General features: G+C 61.8%; 18 protein-coding genes. All 18 read left to right on the forward strand.

Going from position 1 to position 14,149, the window contains the following annotated elements; genetic code table 11:
• Positions 1-313 precede the first annotated feature (313 nt).
• The 18 genes from AVHM3334_RS03325 (at position 314) to secY (ending at position 14,018) form a co-directional block, all read left to right on the forward strand.
• A complete protein-coding gene (locus AVHM3334_RS03325) occupies positions 314-1,402 on the forward strand; it encodes an ABC transporter ATP-binding protein (protein ID WP_284409628.1) in 1,089 nt (362 codons plus the stop codon).
• 1 nt (position 1,403) lies between these two features.
• The gene (locus tag AVHM3334_RS03330; RefSeq protein WP_284409630.1) at positions 1,404-2,477 is read left to right on the forward strand and encodes an ABC transporter ATP-binding protein; all 1,074 of its coding nucleotides are present in this window, start codon (positions 1,404-1,406) and stop codon (positions 2,475-2,477) included.
• A gap of 73 nt (positions 2,478-2,550) precedes the next feature.
• Entirely contained in the window at positions 2,551-3,441 is an 891-nt protein-coding gene (locus tag AVHM3334_RS03335) for a carbohydrate ABC transporter permease (protein ID WP_092744826.1), read from the forward strand.
• 78 nt (positions 3,442-3,519) lie between these two features.
• Positions 3,520-4,332 carry a carbohydrate ABC transporter permease gene (locus AVHM3334_RS03340; protein ID WP_284409688.1) on the forward strand — a complete coding sequence of 271 codons (813 nt, stop codon included), beginning with the start codon at positions 3,520-3,522 and terminating at the stop codon, positions 4,330-4,332.
• Positions 4,333-4,481: 149 nt separating this feature from the next.
• A complete protein-coding gene (locus AVHM3334_RS03345; RefSeq protein ID WP_284409635.1) occupies positions 4,482-4,790 on the forward strand; it encodes a DUF2160 domain-containing protein in 309 nt (102 codons plus the stop codon).
• Positions 4,791-4,921: 131 nt separating this feature from the next.
• Complete coding sequence (locus AVHM3334_RS03350) at positions 4,922-6,649, forward strand: ABC transporter substrate-binding protein (protein ID WP_284409637.1); 1,728 nt, start codon at positions 4,922-4,924, stop codon at positions 6,647-6,649.
• Between the two features lie 152 nt (positions 6,650-6,801).
• Positions 6,802-8,394: a glycerol-3-phosphate dehydrogenase/oxidase gene (locus AVHM3334_RS03355; RefSeq protein WP_284409639.1), complete on the forward strand. Its 1,593-nt coding sequence runs from the start codon at positions 6,802-6,804 to the stop codon at positions 8,392-8,394.
• 194 nt (positions 8,395-8,588) lie between these two features.
• Positions 8,589-8,957 (forward strand): 50S ribosomal protein L14, encoded by a 369-nt coding sequence (gene rplN / locus AVHM3334_RS03360; RefSeq protein WP_025596343.1) that lies wholly within the window; start codon positions 8,589-8,591, stop codon positions 8,955-8,957.
• Between the two features lie 9 nt (positions 8,958-8,966).
• Positions 8,967-9,287 (forward strand): 50S ribosomal protein L24, encoded by a 321-nt coding sequence (rplX, locus tag AVHM3334_RS03365; protein WP_092744831.1) that lies wholly within the window; start codon positions 8,967-8,969, stop codon positions 9,285-9,287.
• A 9-nt stretch (positions 9,288-9,296) separates the two neighbouring features.
• A complete protein-coding gene (rplE, locus tag AVHM3334_RS03370) occupies positions 9,297-9,836 on the forward strand; it encodes a 50S ribosomal protein L5 (RefSeq protein WP_092744832.1) in 540 nt (179 codons plus the stop codon).
• 8 nt (positions 9,837-9,844) lie between these two features.
• Positions 9,845-10,150, forward strand: coding sequence for a 30S ribosomal protein S14 (rpsN, locus tag AVHM3334_RS03375; protein ID WP_284409644.1), 306 nt, complete (start codon positions 9,845-9,847; stop codon positions 10,148-10,150).
• Positions 10,151-10,170: 20 nt separating this feature from the next.
• Positions 10,171-10,566, forward strand: a complete 396-nt coding sequence (gene rpsH / locus AVHM3334_RS03380) for a 30S ribosomal protein S8 (RefSeq protein ID WP_005793636.1) — start codon at positions 10,171-10,173, stop codon at positions 10,564-10,566.
• A gap of 23 nt (positions 10,567-10,589) precedes the next feature.
• Positions 10,590-11,123, forward strand: a complete 534-nt coding sequence (gene rplF / locus AVHM3334_RS03385; RefSeq protein ID WP_092744834.1) for a 50S ribosomal protein L6 — start codon at positions 10,590-10,592, stop codon at positions 11,121-11,123.
• Positions 11,124-11,134: 11 nt separating this feature from the next.
• Complete coding sequence (rplR, locus tag AVHM3334_RS03390) at positions 11,135-11,500, forward strand: 50S ribosomal protein L18 (RefSeq protein ID WP_092744835.1); 366 nt, start codon at positions 11,135-11,137, stop codon at positions 11,498-11,500.
• A gap of 17 nt (positions 11,501-11,517) precedes the next feature.
• On the forward strand, positions 11,518-12,036 hold the full coding sequence (gene rpsE, locus AVHM3334_RS03395) for a 30S ribosomal protein S5 (RefSeq protein WP_092744836.1): 519 nt from the start codon (positions 11,518-11,520) through the stop codon (positions 12,034-12,036).
• Positions 12,037-12,050: 14 nt separating this feature from the next.
• Positions 12,051-12,233 (forward strand): 50S ribosomal protein L30, encoded by a 183-nt coding sequence (rpmD, locus tag AVHM3334_RS03400; RefSeq protein ID WP_056670941.1) that lies wholly within the window; start codon positions 12,051-12,053, stop codon positions 12,231-12,233.
• 10 nt (positions 12,234-12,243) lie between these two features.
• Entirely contained in the window at positions 12,244-12,675 is a 432-nt protein-coding gene (gene rplO / locus AVHM3334_RS03405) for a 50S ribosomal protein L15 (RefSeq protein ID WP_092744942.1), read from the forward strand.
• Between the two features lie 23 nt (positions 12,676-12,698).
• Positions 12,699-14,018 carry a preprotein translocase subunit SecY gene (gene secY, locus AVHM3334_RS03410; protein WP_092744837.1) on the forward strand — a complete coding sequence of 440 codons (1,320 nt, stop codon included), beginning with the start codon at positions 12,699-12,701 and terminating at the stop codon, positions 14,016-14,018.
• The last annotated feature ends 131 nt before the right edge of the window (positions 14,019-14,149 follow it).

Below are 14,149 nucleotides of genomic sequence, written 5' to 3' on the forward strand. Positions count from 1 at the left end.
AGCGGTAAAGGGTGTGAATACCGAGCAGGGCGTTTGCGACACAGGGGAAAACCCGGAATCCCGCCGGGCCGATGCCGTGCCGGCATGGCTCTTTTTCGCAATCGCCTTCGCCTTCGCCTGCGCCGGGCTTTCGGACACCGAACCAGCGCGGACGAGCGTGAGTGTTCCTGATTCCAAGCGAACGAAAACGAATCAAACAAGGGTAAACCTTGATTAAAAACGATCACAAAACAACAAGAATGATCGCAATCGAACAACGAAGATTCGGCCGGACGCGCTGCGCCCGGCTCGGTCATGGAAATGGGGTAGCTGCATGCAGCTGGCACTTGAGAGCATCAACAAGCGGGTAGGGGCTCAGACCTGGCTGCATGACATGGACCTGGCGCTGCAAAGCGGCGCGGTCACCGTGCTGCTGGGCGCCACCCAGGCCGGCAAGACCAGCCTGATGCGCATCATGGCCGGGCTGGACACGCCCACCGAAGGCCGGGTGCGGGTGGACGGGGCGGACGTGACGGGCATGCCCGTGCGCGAGCGCAACGTGGCCATGGTGTACCAGCAGTTCATCAACTACCCCTCGATGAAGGTGGCGGCCAACATCGCGTCGCCGCTGAAGCTGCGGGGCGAGAAGAACATCGACGCCCGGGTGCGCGAGATCGCCGCCCGCCTGCACATCGACATGTTCCTCGATCGCTATCCGGCCGAGCTGTCGGGCGGCCAGCAGCAGCGCGTGGCGCTGGCCCGGGCGCTGGCCAAGGGCGCGCCGCTGATGCTGCTGGACGAACCCCTGGTCAACCTGGACTACAAGCTGCGAGAAGAACTGCGCGACGAGCTGACGCAGCTGTTCGCCGCCGGCCAGTCCACCGTGGTGTACGCCACCACCGAGCCGGCCGAGGCGCTGCTGCTGGGCGGCTACACCGCCGTGCTGTCCGAAGGGCGGCTGCTGCAATACGGCCCGACCGCGCAGGTCTTTCATGCGCCGTGCTCGCTGGAGGTCGCCCGCGCGTTCAGCGACCCGCCCATGAACCTGCTGCCCGCCAGCGCGGCGTCTGCCGATGGCGTGCAGGGCGTTCAGGTGCCCGGCGGCCCGCTGCTGGCGGTGCCTCTGCCGCCGGGCCTGCCTGCAGCCGGCTTGACCGTGGGCGTGCGCGCCAGTGCCCTGCGCGTGCAGCCTCGCCCGGGTGACCTGGCCTTTTCGGGCACGGTGGAGCTGGCGGAAATCTCCGGCTCCGACACCTTCGTGCATGCGGCCACGCCGGTCGGCAGCCTGGTGGCGCAGCTCACCGGTGTGCACCACTTCGAGCTGGGCGCGCCGATCACGCTGCACCTGGACCCGCAGCAGATCTACGTTTTCGGCGCCGACGGCCTGCTGGCCCGAGCGCCCGTGCGCCAGGGAGGGCGTTGACATGGCACGCATCAGCCTGGATCTGGCGCATTCGTACAAGCCGAACCCGCAGCAGGACGGCGACTACGCCCTGCTGCCGCTCAAGATGGAGTTCGAGGACGGCGGCGCCTATGCGCTGCTCGGCCCCTCGGGCTGTGGCAAGACCACCATGCTCAACATCATGTCGGGCCTGCTGGTGCCCTCGCACGGCACCGTGCTGTTCGACGGCCGCGACGTGACGCGCGCCACGCCTCAGGAGCGCAACATCGCCCAGGTGTTTCAGTTCCCGGTGATCTACGACACCATGACCGTCGCCGAGAACCTGGCCTTTCCGCTCAAGAACCGCAAGGTGCCCGAGGCGCAGATCAAGCAGCGCGTCGGCGTGATCGCCGAGATGCTGGAGATGAGCGGCCAGCTCGACCAGCGCGCGGCCGGCCTGTCGGCCGATGCCAAGCAGAAGATCTCGCTCGGCCGCGGGCTGGTGCGCTCCGACGTGGCGGCGGTGCTGTTCGACGAGCCGCTCACCGTGATCGACCCGCACCTCAAATGGCAGCTGCGCCGCAAGCTCAAGCAGATCCACCACGAGCTCAAGCTCACGCTGATCTACGTCACGCACGACCAGGTCGAGGCGCTCACGTTCGCCGAGCAGGTGGTGGTGATGACGCGGGGCCGCGCGGTGCAGGTGGGCTCGGCCGATGCGCTGTTCGAGCGGCCGGAGCACGTCTTCGTCGGCCACTTCATCGGCTCGCCCGGCATGAACTTTCTGCCTGCGCAAGCCGCTGGCGGCCAGTTGCAGGTGGCGGGCCATGCGCTCGGCGCGCTGCCCCGGGCGCTGCCCGAAGGCGTGCTGCAGATCGGCATCCGGCCCGAGTACCTGGGGCTTGCCGCAGCCGGCCAGCCCGGCGCCGTGCCCGTCGCCGTCACGCAGGTGCAGGACATCGGCACCTACCAGATGCTGACCGCCCGCGTGGGCGAGCACACGCTGAAGGCCCGGTTCGTGCCCGAAGCGCAGCTGCCCGCACCGGGCGACACCGTGTGGCTGCAGGTGGTGGGCGACCACACCTGCTACTACCAGAACGAGGCACTGCTGCCATGACCGCCGCATCGACGCACGCCGTCCGGCGCCCCGGCAGCGATCCGCTGCGCAGTGCAGAGCACGAAGGCATCCAATGAGCACGACGACCAAGCCCGTGAACCAGAAAGCCTGGTTCCTCATCCTGCCGGTGATTCTGTGCGTGGCCTTCTCGGCCATCCTGCCGCTGATGACGGTGGTGAACTATTCGGTGCAGGACATCATTTCGCCCGAGCGGCGCGTGTTCGTCGGCACCGAGTGGTTCGCCGCCGTGATGCGCGACGAAGAACTGCACGCGGCGCTGCTGCGGCAGATCACCTTCTCGCTGGCGGTGCTGCTGGTGGAGATTCCGCTGGGCATCGCGCTGGCGCTGTCCATGCCCGCGCAGGGCTGGAGGTCGTCCGCCGTGCTGGTGGTGGTGGCGCTGTCGCTGCTGATTCCGTGGAACGTCGTCGGCACGATCTGGCAGATCTACGGGCGGGCGGACATCGGGCTGATGGGCCGCGTGCTGCAGCAGCTGGGCATCGAATACAGCTACACCGGCAACGCCACGCACGCCTGGCTCACCGTGCTGCTGATGGACGTGTGGCACTGGACGCCGCTGGTCGCGCTGCTGGCCTTCGCCGGCCTGCGGTCGATTCCCGATGCGTACTACCAGGCCGCGCGCATCGACGGCGCCAGCAAGTTCGCGGTGTTCCGCTACATCCAGCTGCCCAAGATGCGCGGCGTGCTGATGATCGCCGTGCTGCTGCGCTTCATGGACAGCTTCATGATCTACACGGAACCCTTCGTGCTGACCGGCGGCGGCCCGGGCAATGCCACCACGTTCCTGAGCCAGTACCTCACGACCAAGGCCGTGGGCCAGTTCGACCTGGGGCCCGCGGCGGCCTTCTCGCTCATCTACTTCTTCATCATCCTGCTGCTGTGCTTCATCCTCTACAACTGGATGCAGCGCGTGGGCACCCAACAGCCCGAGGTGGAGCACTGAACATGAATGCATCAATGATCAAATCTGCCTCCAGCACATGCATTACTAAGGCGTGTAGCTATGAAAAAGATAGCAATCATGCCTGAGCGCCGGTTCCGCAAGCGGACGATCTTCCTGCTGGCCTATCTGGTCTTCGCCCTGCTGCCCATCTACTGGATGGTCAACATGAGCTTCAAGACCAACGCCGAGATCCTGTCCACGTTCACCTTCTGGCCGCAGGAGTTCACCTGGGCCAATTACAGGACCATCTTCACCGACGAATCCTGGTACTCGGGCTACATCAACAGCCTGATCTACGTGGCCATGAACACGGTGATCTCGCTCACCGTGGCGCTGCCGGCGGCCTATGCGTTCTCGCGCTACCAGTTCATGGGCGACAAGCACGTGTTCTTCTGGCTGCTGACCAACCGCATGACGCCGCCCGCCGTGTTCCTGCTGCCGTTCTTCCAGCTCTACACCACCGTGGGGCTGATGGACACGCACATCGCCGTGGCGCTGGCCCACCTGCTGTTCAACGTGCCGCTGGCGGTGTGGATTCTGGAAGGCTTCATGAGCGGCATCCCGCGCGAGATCGACGAGACGGCGTACATCGACGGCTACGGCTTTCCGCGCTTTTTCCTCACCATCTTCCTGCCGCTGATCAAGGCCGGCGTGGGCGTGGCGGCGTTCTTCTGCTTCATGTTCAGCTGGGTCGAACTGCTGCTGGCGCGCACGCTCACCAGCGTGAACGCCAAGCCCATCGTGGCGACGATGACGCGCACGGTGAGCGCCTCCGGCATGGACTGGGCGACGCTGGCCGCGGCCGGCGTGCTCACCATCGTGCCGGGCGCCATCGTGATCTGGTTCGTGCGGCACTACATCGCGAAGGGTTTCGCGATGGGCCGCGTCTGACATGAGAGAGGGCAGAGCGATGAACCAGACCCATTTTTTGCAGATTGCGCGTGCCTTCCGGGGCCGGCGCCAGCCGTCGAACGCGCTTCGCCCGGTAACCGGCTGCGTCACCCTGGCGGGACGTGCCGAAGCCGCGCAGGGAGGTGCCCATGTTTGAGTGGATGGCCTGGACCACCCCGGTGGCCGTGTTCTTTGTCTGCATCGTGCTGATGCTGGCCGGCATGGCGGTGTGGGAAGTGAAGTCCCCCACGGTCATGCGCAAGGGTTTTCTGCCGCTGGCGACGACGCGCGGCGACCGCCTGTTCATCGGGTTGCTGACCGCCGCCTACGTGAACCTGATCTTCGTGGGCATCAGCGGCCATCTGGTGCAGTGGTTCTCGCTGTCGGCCGAGCCATCGATCTGGATCAGCTTCGTGCTGTCGATGGCGCTGCTGGTGCTCATCCTGCGCAAGGGTTGACGAAGTCCGGACGGGGCCCACGCGCCAGTCCACGGTTTTTTCTCTGCTGCCGGCCCGACTCATCCCCCGGCCCGGCAGTCGCTGGAATGCATAGGGGAGTCGATTCAACTGATTATCAGGAGACAAGCACTATGAAGATGCGGTATTCGGCACTGGCACTGGCCGTCGCGGTCCTGGCGGGCAACGCCATGGCCGGCGAGGCGGAAGCCAAGAAGTGGGTGGACAGCGAATTCCAGCCGTCCACGCTCGCAAAGGACAAGCAGCTGGACGAGATGAAGTGGTTCATCGAAGCGGCCAAGAAGCTTCAGGCCAAGGGCGTGAAGGAAATCTCGGTGGTGTCTGAAACGCTCACGACCCACGAGTACGAATCCAAGACCCTGGCCAAGGCCTTCGAGGAAATCACGGGCATCAAGGTCAAGCACGACCTCATCCAGGAAGGCGACGTGGTCGAGAAGCTGCAGACCTCGATGCAGTCCGGCAAGTCGATCTATGACGGCTGGATCAGCGACTCCGACCTGATCGGCACGCACTACCGCTACGGCAAGATGATGAACCTGACCGACTACATGTCGGGTGCGGGCAAAGAGTTCACCAACCCCGGGCTGGACCTCAAGGACTTCATCGGCACCAAGTTCACCACGGCGCCCGATGGCAAGCTCTACCAGCTGCCCGACCAGCAGTTCGCCAACCTGTACTGGTTCCGCGCCGACCTGTTCGAACGCAAGGACCTGAAGGACAAGTTCAAGGCCAAGTACGGCTACGACCTGGGCGTGCCGCTCAACTGGAGCGCCTACGAAGACATCGCCGAGTTCTTCAGCAACGACGTGAAGACCATCGACGGCAAGGCCATCTACGGCCACATGGACTACGGCAAGAAAGACCCGTCCCTGGGCTGGCGCTTCACCGACGCCTGGCTGTCCATGGCCGGCGCGGCCGACATCGGCACGCCCAACGGCCTGCCGATCGACGAATGGGGCATCCGCGTGGCGGACGACAAGTGCACGCCCGTGGGCGCCTCGGTCTCCCGCGGCGGCGCGACCAACTCGCCGGCAGCGGTCTATGCCCTGACCAAGTACGTCGACTGGATGAAGAAGTACGCGCCCAAGGAAGCCATGGGCATGACCTTCGGCGAATCCGGCCCCGTGCCCGCGCAAGGCCAGATCGCCCAGCAGATCTTCTGGTACACCGCCTTCACGGCCGACATGGTCAAGCCCGGCCTGCCCGTGGTGAACGCCGACGGCACGCCCAAGTGGCGCATGGCCCCGGGCCCCAACGGCCCGTACTGGAAGCCCGGCATGCAAAACGGCTACCAGGACGTGGGCTCGTGGTCGTTCTTCAGCGGCCATGACGCCAACAAGACGGCTGCGGCCTGGCTCTATGCCCAGTTCGTGACCGCCAAGACCGTCTCGCTCAAGAAGACCATCGTGGGCCTGACCCCGATCCGCGAGAGCGACATCCAGTCCAAGGCCATGACCGACATGGCGCCGAAGCTCGGCGGCCTGGTCGAGTTCTACCGCAGCCCGGCCCGAGTGGCATGGTCGCCCACCGGCACCAACGTGCCCGACTACCCCAAGCTGGCGCAGCTGTGGTGGAAGAACGTGGCCCAGGCCGTCACGGGTGAAAAGACCCCGCAGGGCGCCATGGACACGCTGGCCGACGAGATGGACCAGGTCATGGCCCGCCTGGAGCGTGCCGGCATGGCCCATTGCGCTCCGAAGCTCAACCCCAAGGGCGACCCTGCCAAGTGGCTGAGCGACAAGGCCGCTCCGTGGGCCAAGCTGGCCAATGAAAAGCCGAAGGGCGAAACCATTGCCTACGACCGCCTGCTGCAGGCCTGGAAGGACGGCAAGGTGCGCTGACGCGGCAGGATGGGCCGGCGCCCACGCACCGCTGGCCTGATTCGCCCACCGCCCGCCCTCGTCCTTGTCTTCAAGGGCCTGGGCGGATTTGTTTTTGCGGCAGATCAAGGGTTAACCCTCGGTTTTTCCGCGACGCATGGACAATCGACCCCATGAATACCGTGACCCCTCCCCTGTACACCAAGCGTTCCGAATTGCTGGCTCGGCTGGCCGAACCCCGTCTCTACGACCTCGTGGTCATCGGGGGGGGCGCAACGGGGCTGGGTGTGGCGCTGGACGCCGCCGCAAGGGGTTTCAGCGTGGTCCTGGTCGAGTCGCACGATTTTGCCAAGGGCACGTCTTCCCGCGCGACCAAGCTCGTGCACGGCGGCGTGCGCTATCTGGCCCAGGGCAACATTTCCCTGGTGCGTGAAGCGCTGCACGAACGCACCACGCTGCTGAACAACGCTCCCCACCTGGCGCAGCCGCTGCCTTTCGTGATGCCGTCCTACCGCTACTGGGAGACGCCGTTCTACGGCATGGGACTGAAGGCCTACGACGTTCTGGCTGGCAAGGCCGGCCTGGGCGCTACCGAATTCCTAGGCCGCGAGAGCACGTTGCGGCTGCTGCCCACGGCGCGCAAGGAAGGGCTCAAAGGCGGGGTCAAGTACTGGGACGGGCAATTCGACGATGCCCGGCTGGCGCTCGCGCTGGCCCGCACGGCCGCTCAGCGCGGCGCACTGCTCGTCAATTACTGTTCCGCCCGTGAACTGGTGCACGAAGCGGGCAAGGTCTGCGGCCTCGTCTGCGAAGACCGGGAAACCGGCAACACCTACGCCGTGCAGGCGAAGTGCGTGGTCAATGCGACGGGTGTCTGGGTGGACGCTTTCCGCCAGCAGGACGCTGCCGCACTGGGGCGCCCCGCGAAAGCCATCGTGGCTCCCAGCCAGGGCGTGCACATCGTGGTCGACCGGGAGTTCCTGCCCTCCGACCATGCCCTCATGGTGCCCAAGACGGCCGACGGACGGGTGCTTTTTGCCGTGCCGTGGCTCGGCAAGGTCATCCTCGGAACGACTGACAGTCCCCGGCAGGACCTGGCGCGGGAGCCGCTTCCGTTCAAGGAAGAGGTGGCGTTCATCCTCAGCGAATCCGCCCGGTACCTGACACGCGCCCCGGCCGCATCCGATGTGCGCAGCATCTGGGTGGGCCTTCGCCCGCTGGTCAAGCCGCAGGATGACGATGGAGACAACACGAAAAGCATCAGCCGCGAGCACACCGTGATCGCCAGCGCCAGCGGACTGGTCACCGTGACCGGCGGAAAGTGGACCACCTACCGGGCCATGGCCGAAGATGTGTTGCAAAAATGCTTCACTGCCGGGCTGCTGCCGGAGCGTCCGAATGGCGTCACGCGCCGGCTTCCGTTGGTGGGCTCGCCGCAAGCGGCAGTGCAGCATCGCATCAGCGCCGCGCAGGGGCTCCACTCCTATGGCAGCGAGGCCTCATTCATCGCAAGCCTGCCGGGGAGCGATGCGGTTCTGGCGGAGGGCCTCACTGAAGGCATGGTGCGATTCGCGGCCCGCTACGAATACGCGCGCACCGTGGAAGATGTGCTGGCACGGCGCAGCCGCCTGCTCTTTCTCGACGCGGCGCTGGCCGCCCGTCTGGCCCCCCGCGTGGCGGAGATTCTTCACGAAGAGCTGGATATCGATCCCCAGCTCGCGGTATTTCAGGCGCTCGCGGCCCAGTATTTGACGGTCCCGTTCTGAAGCGCTTGACGCACGTTTCCTTTTTTGACAAAATCGTGGGCTTCGCGTTTCAAGCGCGAGGTTTCTGCCCAGCGGGAAGTGCTGCAAATGGTTTGCGGCATGGACGACGGGCCCAAGACTGACTGGCTGATCTTCGGCCCTTGAGACGTTCTCTGGGGCTGTCAATCCTGCTGGTGCAAGTTGGGAATATTGAAATGATCCAGACAGAATCTCGGTTAGACGTTGCTGACAACACCGGCGCGAAGTCCGTCCTGTGCATCAAGGTGCTGGGTGGTTCCAAGCGTCGCTACGCCAGTGTCGGCGACATCATCAAGGTGAGCATCAAAGAAGCCGCTCCGCGTGGCCGCGTCAAAAAAGGCGAGGTCTATAGCGCAGTGGTCGTTCGTACGGCGAAGGGTATTCGCCGTGGGGACGGTTCGCTCGTCAAATTCGATGGCAACGCAGCAGTGTTGCTCAATGCAAAGCTGGAGCCGATCGGCACTCGCATCTTTGGACCCGTGACGCGTGAACTGCGTACCGAGAAGTTCATGAAGATCGTGTCCCTGGCTCCTGAAGTTCTCTGAGGACGCGCCATGAACAAGATTCGCAAGGGCGATGAAATCGTTGTGCTCACCGGGCGCGACAAGGGCAAGCGCGGCACGGTGTCGCTGCGCAAGGATGACTCCTATCTCGTCATCGACGGTATCAACCTGGTCAAGAAGCACGTCAAGCCGAACCCCATGAAGGGTACGACGGGCGGTATCGTTGAAAAGGCCATGCCGATCCATCAGTCCAACGTGGCCATCTTCAATGCGGCTACCGGCAAGGCTGATCGCGTGGGCATCAAGGTGCAAGCGGATGGTTCGCGCGTTCGCGTGTTCAAGTCCAGCGGCTCGGAAATCAAGGCGGCCTAAGGAGTCAACATGGCACGACTGCAACAACACTACCGCGAAAAAATCGCGCCCGAACTCGCCAAGCAGTTCGGTTACACCTCGCCGATGCAAGTTCCGCGTCTGACGAAGATCACCTTGAACATGGGCGTGAGCGAAGCCGTGTCGGACAAGAAGGTGATGGACAACGCCGTCGCTGACCTGACCAAGATCGCCGGCCAAAAGCCTGTGGTGACGAAGGCCAAGAAGGCCATCGCCGGTTTCAAGATCCGCGAAGGCCAGGCCATCGGTTGCATGGTCACGCTGCGCGGCGTTCAGATGTATGAATTCCTGGACCGTTTCGTGACCGTGGCACTGCCCCGCGTTCGTGACTTCCGTGGTATTTCTGGCCGCGCCTTCGATGGCCGTGGCAACTACAACATCGGTGTCAAGGAACAGATCATTTTCCCTGAAATCGAGTACGACAAGGTGGATGCCTTGCGCGGTCTCAACATCAGCATCACCACGACGGCGAAGAGCGACGAAGAAGCCAAGGCGCTTCTCGCTGGTTTCCGTTTCCCGTTCAAGAACTGAGGCAGCGTATGGCTAAAGTAGCTTTGATCCAGCGCGAACTGAAGCGCGAAAAATTGGCCGCCAAGTACGCAGTGAAGTATGCGGAATTTAAGGCGATCGCCAGTGACATGAAGCGCAGCGATGAAGAGCGTGAAGCAGCCCGTTTGGGTCTGCAAAAGCTCCCACGCAATGCCAACCCGACGCGTCAGCGCAACCGTTGCGAAATCACCGGTCGCCCACGTGGCACGTTCCGTCAATTCGGTCTGGCTCGCGCAAAGATCCGTGAACTGGCTTTCGCTGGCGACATCCCCGGTGTCACCAAGGCCAGCTGGTAAGCAGGCAGGAGAGATACAACATGAGCATGAGTGATCCCATCGCTGACTTGCTGACCCGCATTCGCAACGCGCAAATGGTGTCCAAGGCTACTGTGCTGGTTCCATCTTCCAAAGTGAAGATCGCCATCGCACAAGTGCTGAAGGACGAGGGTTATATCGACGGCTTCCAGGTCAAGACCGAAGCCGGCAAGTCCGAACTTGAAATCGCACTGAAGTACTACGCCGGTCGTCCGGTGATCGAGCGTATCGAGCGTGTCAGCCGTCCAGGTCTGCGCGTGTACAAGGGCCGTGATTCCATCCCGCAAGTCATGAACGGTCTGGGTGTGGCAATTGTCACGACTCCCAAGGGCGTGATGACCGATCGCAAAGCGCGCGCTACCGGTGTCGGCGGCGAAGTGCTTTGCTACGTCGCTTAAACGTGGCATTGAGGAGAAACTGAATGTCCCGTGTAGGAAAAATGCCGGTGACCATCCCCGCAGGTGTGGATGTGTCCATCAAGGACGACCAAATCAGTGTAAAGGGTACGGGCGGCACGCTGTTCTTGACCCAAAGCGCACTGGTGAAGGTTACCAACAAGGATGGCAAGCTCAGTTTTGAGCCTGTCAACGAGTCTCGCGAAGCGAATGCCATGAGCGGCACGATCCGCCAGTTGGTCAACAACATGGTGGTGGGCGTTAGCAAGGGCTTCGAAAAGAAGCTGAACCTGATTGGCGTGGGTTACAAGGCCCAGGCTGCAGGTGCCAAGCTCAACCTGAACGTCGGTTATTCGCACCCCGTGAATTTCGAAATGCCTGCAGGCATCACGGTTGCAACTCCGACCCCGACCGAAATCGTGATCAAGGGTGCCGACCGCCAGCGCGTCGGCCAATTGGCCGCTGAGATCCGTGCTGTTCGTCCGCCAGAGCCCTACAAAGGCAAGGGCATCCGTTATTCGGACGAAAAAGTCACGATCAAAGAGACCAAGAAGAAATAAGGAGCTGCAACATGTTGACCAAGAAAGAGCAGCGTCTTCGTCGTTCGCGCCAAACCCGCATTCGCATTGCGCAGCAAGGCGTGGCACGTTTGACGGTGAATCGCACGAATCTTCATATCTATGCCAGCGTGATTTCCGGCGACGGCAGCAAGGTGCTGGCCAGTGCATCCACGGCAGAGGCCGAAGTGCGCAAGACGCTCGGCGGTTCGGGCAAGGGTGGCAATGCCGCCGCCGCTCAGGCCATCGGCAAGCGCATCGCTGAAAAGGCGAAGGCTGCTGGCGTTGAAAAGGTTGCATTCGATCGTGCAGGTTTCGCCTATCACGGCCGCGTCAAGGCTCTTGCCGACGCTGCACGTGAAGCAGGTCTGCAGTTCTAAGCGGAGCGAAGTACAAAATGGCTAAATTTCAACCCAAAGTGCAGAGCGAAGGTCAAGACGACGGTCTGCGCGAAAAAATGATCGCGGTGAACCGCGTGACCAAAGTCGTGAAGGGTGGCCGTATTCTCGGTTTCGCTGCACTGACTGTGGTAGGCGACGGTGATGGACGCGTCGGCATGGGCAAGGGCAAGTCGAAAGAAGTGCCTGCAGCCGTGCAGAAAGCCATGGAAGAAGCACGTCGCAACCTGGTGAAGGTGTCGCTCAAGAACGGCACCATCCACCATCAAGTGACGGGTCACCATGGTGCAGCCCACGTTATGATGGCGCCCGCCCCCAAGGGTACCGGCATCATCGCCGGCGGCCCTATGCGCGCTGTATTCGAAGTGCTGGGAATCACGGACATCGTGGCTAAGAGCCATGGTTCTTCGAATCCGTACAACATGGTTCGCGCCACCTTCGACGCATTGGTTCATTCCACGACCCCTTCGGACGTGGCAGCCAAGCGCGGCAAGTCGGTCGAAGACATCTTCGCCTGAACGGAGTTGATCAAATGACTACGCAACAAACCGTCAAGATTCAACTGGTGCGCAGCCCTATCGGCACCAAGGAATCGCATCGCGCGACCGTTCGCGGTCTGGGCCTGCGCAAGCTGAACAGCATCAGCGAACTGCAGGATAGCCCCGAAGTGCGCGGCATGATTAACAAGATCAGTTATCTGGTCAAAGTCCTCTGAGAGATTGATGATGGAACTCAATAGCATCAAGCCCGCAGACGGAGCCAAGCACGCCAAGCGCCGTGTCGGTCGCGGCATTGGTTCTGGTTTGGGCAAGACCGCAGGTCGCGGTCACAAAGGCCAGAAATCGCGTTCGGGTGGATACCACAAGGTGGGCTTCGAAGGCGGTCAAATGCCTTTGCAACGTCGTTTGCCCAAGCGGGGTTTCAAGTCTCATCTGCTGAAGTTCAACGCAGAAGTGACATTGACAGCGCTGAATCAGTTGGATCTCGCTGAGGTCGACCTGCTGACGCTGAAAAGCGCCGGTTTGGTGGGTCAACTCGTGAAGGTCGTGAAGATCATCAAGAGCGGCGAACTGAGCAAGTCCGTCAAATTGACTGGTATCGGTGCGACGGCGGGCGCCAAGGCGGCCATCGAAGCTGCCGGCGGCAGCCTCGCCTGATTTGGTCCTGAAGGAACGCATTCGTGGCTACTAACGCAGCTCAAATTGCGAAGACCGGGAAGTTCGGCGATTTGCGTCGCCGGCTGGTTTTTCTGCTGCTTGCGTTGGTCGTGTACCGCATCGGAGCGCACATTCCTGTGCCGGGCATTGATCCGGCGCAACTGCAACAGTTGTTCAGTGGCCAGCAAGGCGGCATTCTGAATCTGTTCAATATGTTCTCGGGTGGAGCACTCTCGCGCTTCACAGTGTTCGCTCTGGGGATCATGCCTTACATATCGGCATCGATCATCATGCAGCTGATGACCTATGTCATCCCGACGTTCGAGCAGTTGAAGAAGGAAGGCGAAGCTGGGCGGCGCAAGATCACGCAATACACGCGTTATGGAACGCTAGGACTTGCACTCTTTCAGTCGCTGGGCATTGCAGTGGCACTGGAAAGTTCGGCAGGCTTGGTGTTAAGCCCCGGTTTTGGCTTTCGCATGACGGCGGTGGTGAGTCTTACTGCAGGCACTATGTTCTTGATGTGGCTCGGTGAGCAAATCACGGAACGGGGGCTGGGCAATGGGATTTCCATCCTGATCTTTGCAGGCATCGCTGCAGGTTTGCCTAGTTCGATTGGTGGATTGCTGGAGTTGGTGCGTACAGGTGCCATGAGCATCTTGGCAGCGATTTTTATCGTGCTGGTTGTGGCCGCAGTGACCTACTTTGTGGTGTTCGTCGAACGTGGGCAGCGCAAGATCCTTGTGAATTACGCAAGGCGCCAAGTGGGCAACAAGGTATATGGTGGCCAGTCGTCCCATCTGCCGTTGAAGCTCAACATGGCAGGTGTGATACCGCCAATTTTTGCCTCCTCGATCATTTTGCTGCCTGCAACGGTAGTGAACTGGTTCAGTGCGGGCGAGTCGATGCGATGGCTGCGCGACATTTCCGGTGCTTTGACGCCAGGACAGCCGATCTATGTGATGTTCTATGCTGCGGCGATCGTTTTCTTCTGTTTTTTCTACACAGCCCTCGTGTTTAACAGCCGGGAGACTGCAGACAATCTGAAGAAAAGCGGGGCCTTTATCCCTGGGATTCGTCCTGGAGAACAAACGGCTCGCTACATCGACAAGATCTTGGTTCGCTTGACACTCGCAGGAGCTGTGTACATCACTTTTGTGTGTTTGCTCCCAGAGTTCATGATCCTGAAGTACAACGTACCGTTTTATTTTGGCGGTACCTCTTTGTTGATCATCGTGGTGGTCACCATGGACTTCATGGCTCAAGTGCAGAACTACATGATGTCCCAGCAGTATGAGTCTTTGCTCAAGAAGGCCAACTTCAAGGCAACACCTGGAAGCTGACATTCGACAAGTGGAATCCTGGCGAATGCGCTATAGTGGCGGGTTGGCCTGGGTGAATACGGTTTATTGATGCCCTTCGATTTATCGCGGGCGCAATTTGTGTTCCGCGCAGTGGCCGGGACGAACAGACG

This window comes from Acidovorax sp. SUPP3334 (assembly GCF_030159055.1).
Classification (GTDB): domain Bacteria; phylum Pseudomonadota; class Gammaproteobacteria; order Burkholderiales; family Burkholderiaceae_C; genus Paracidovorax.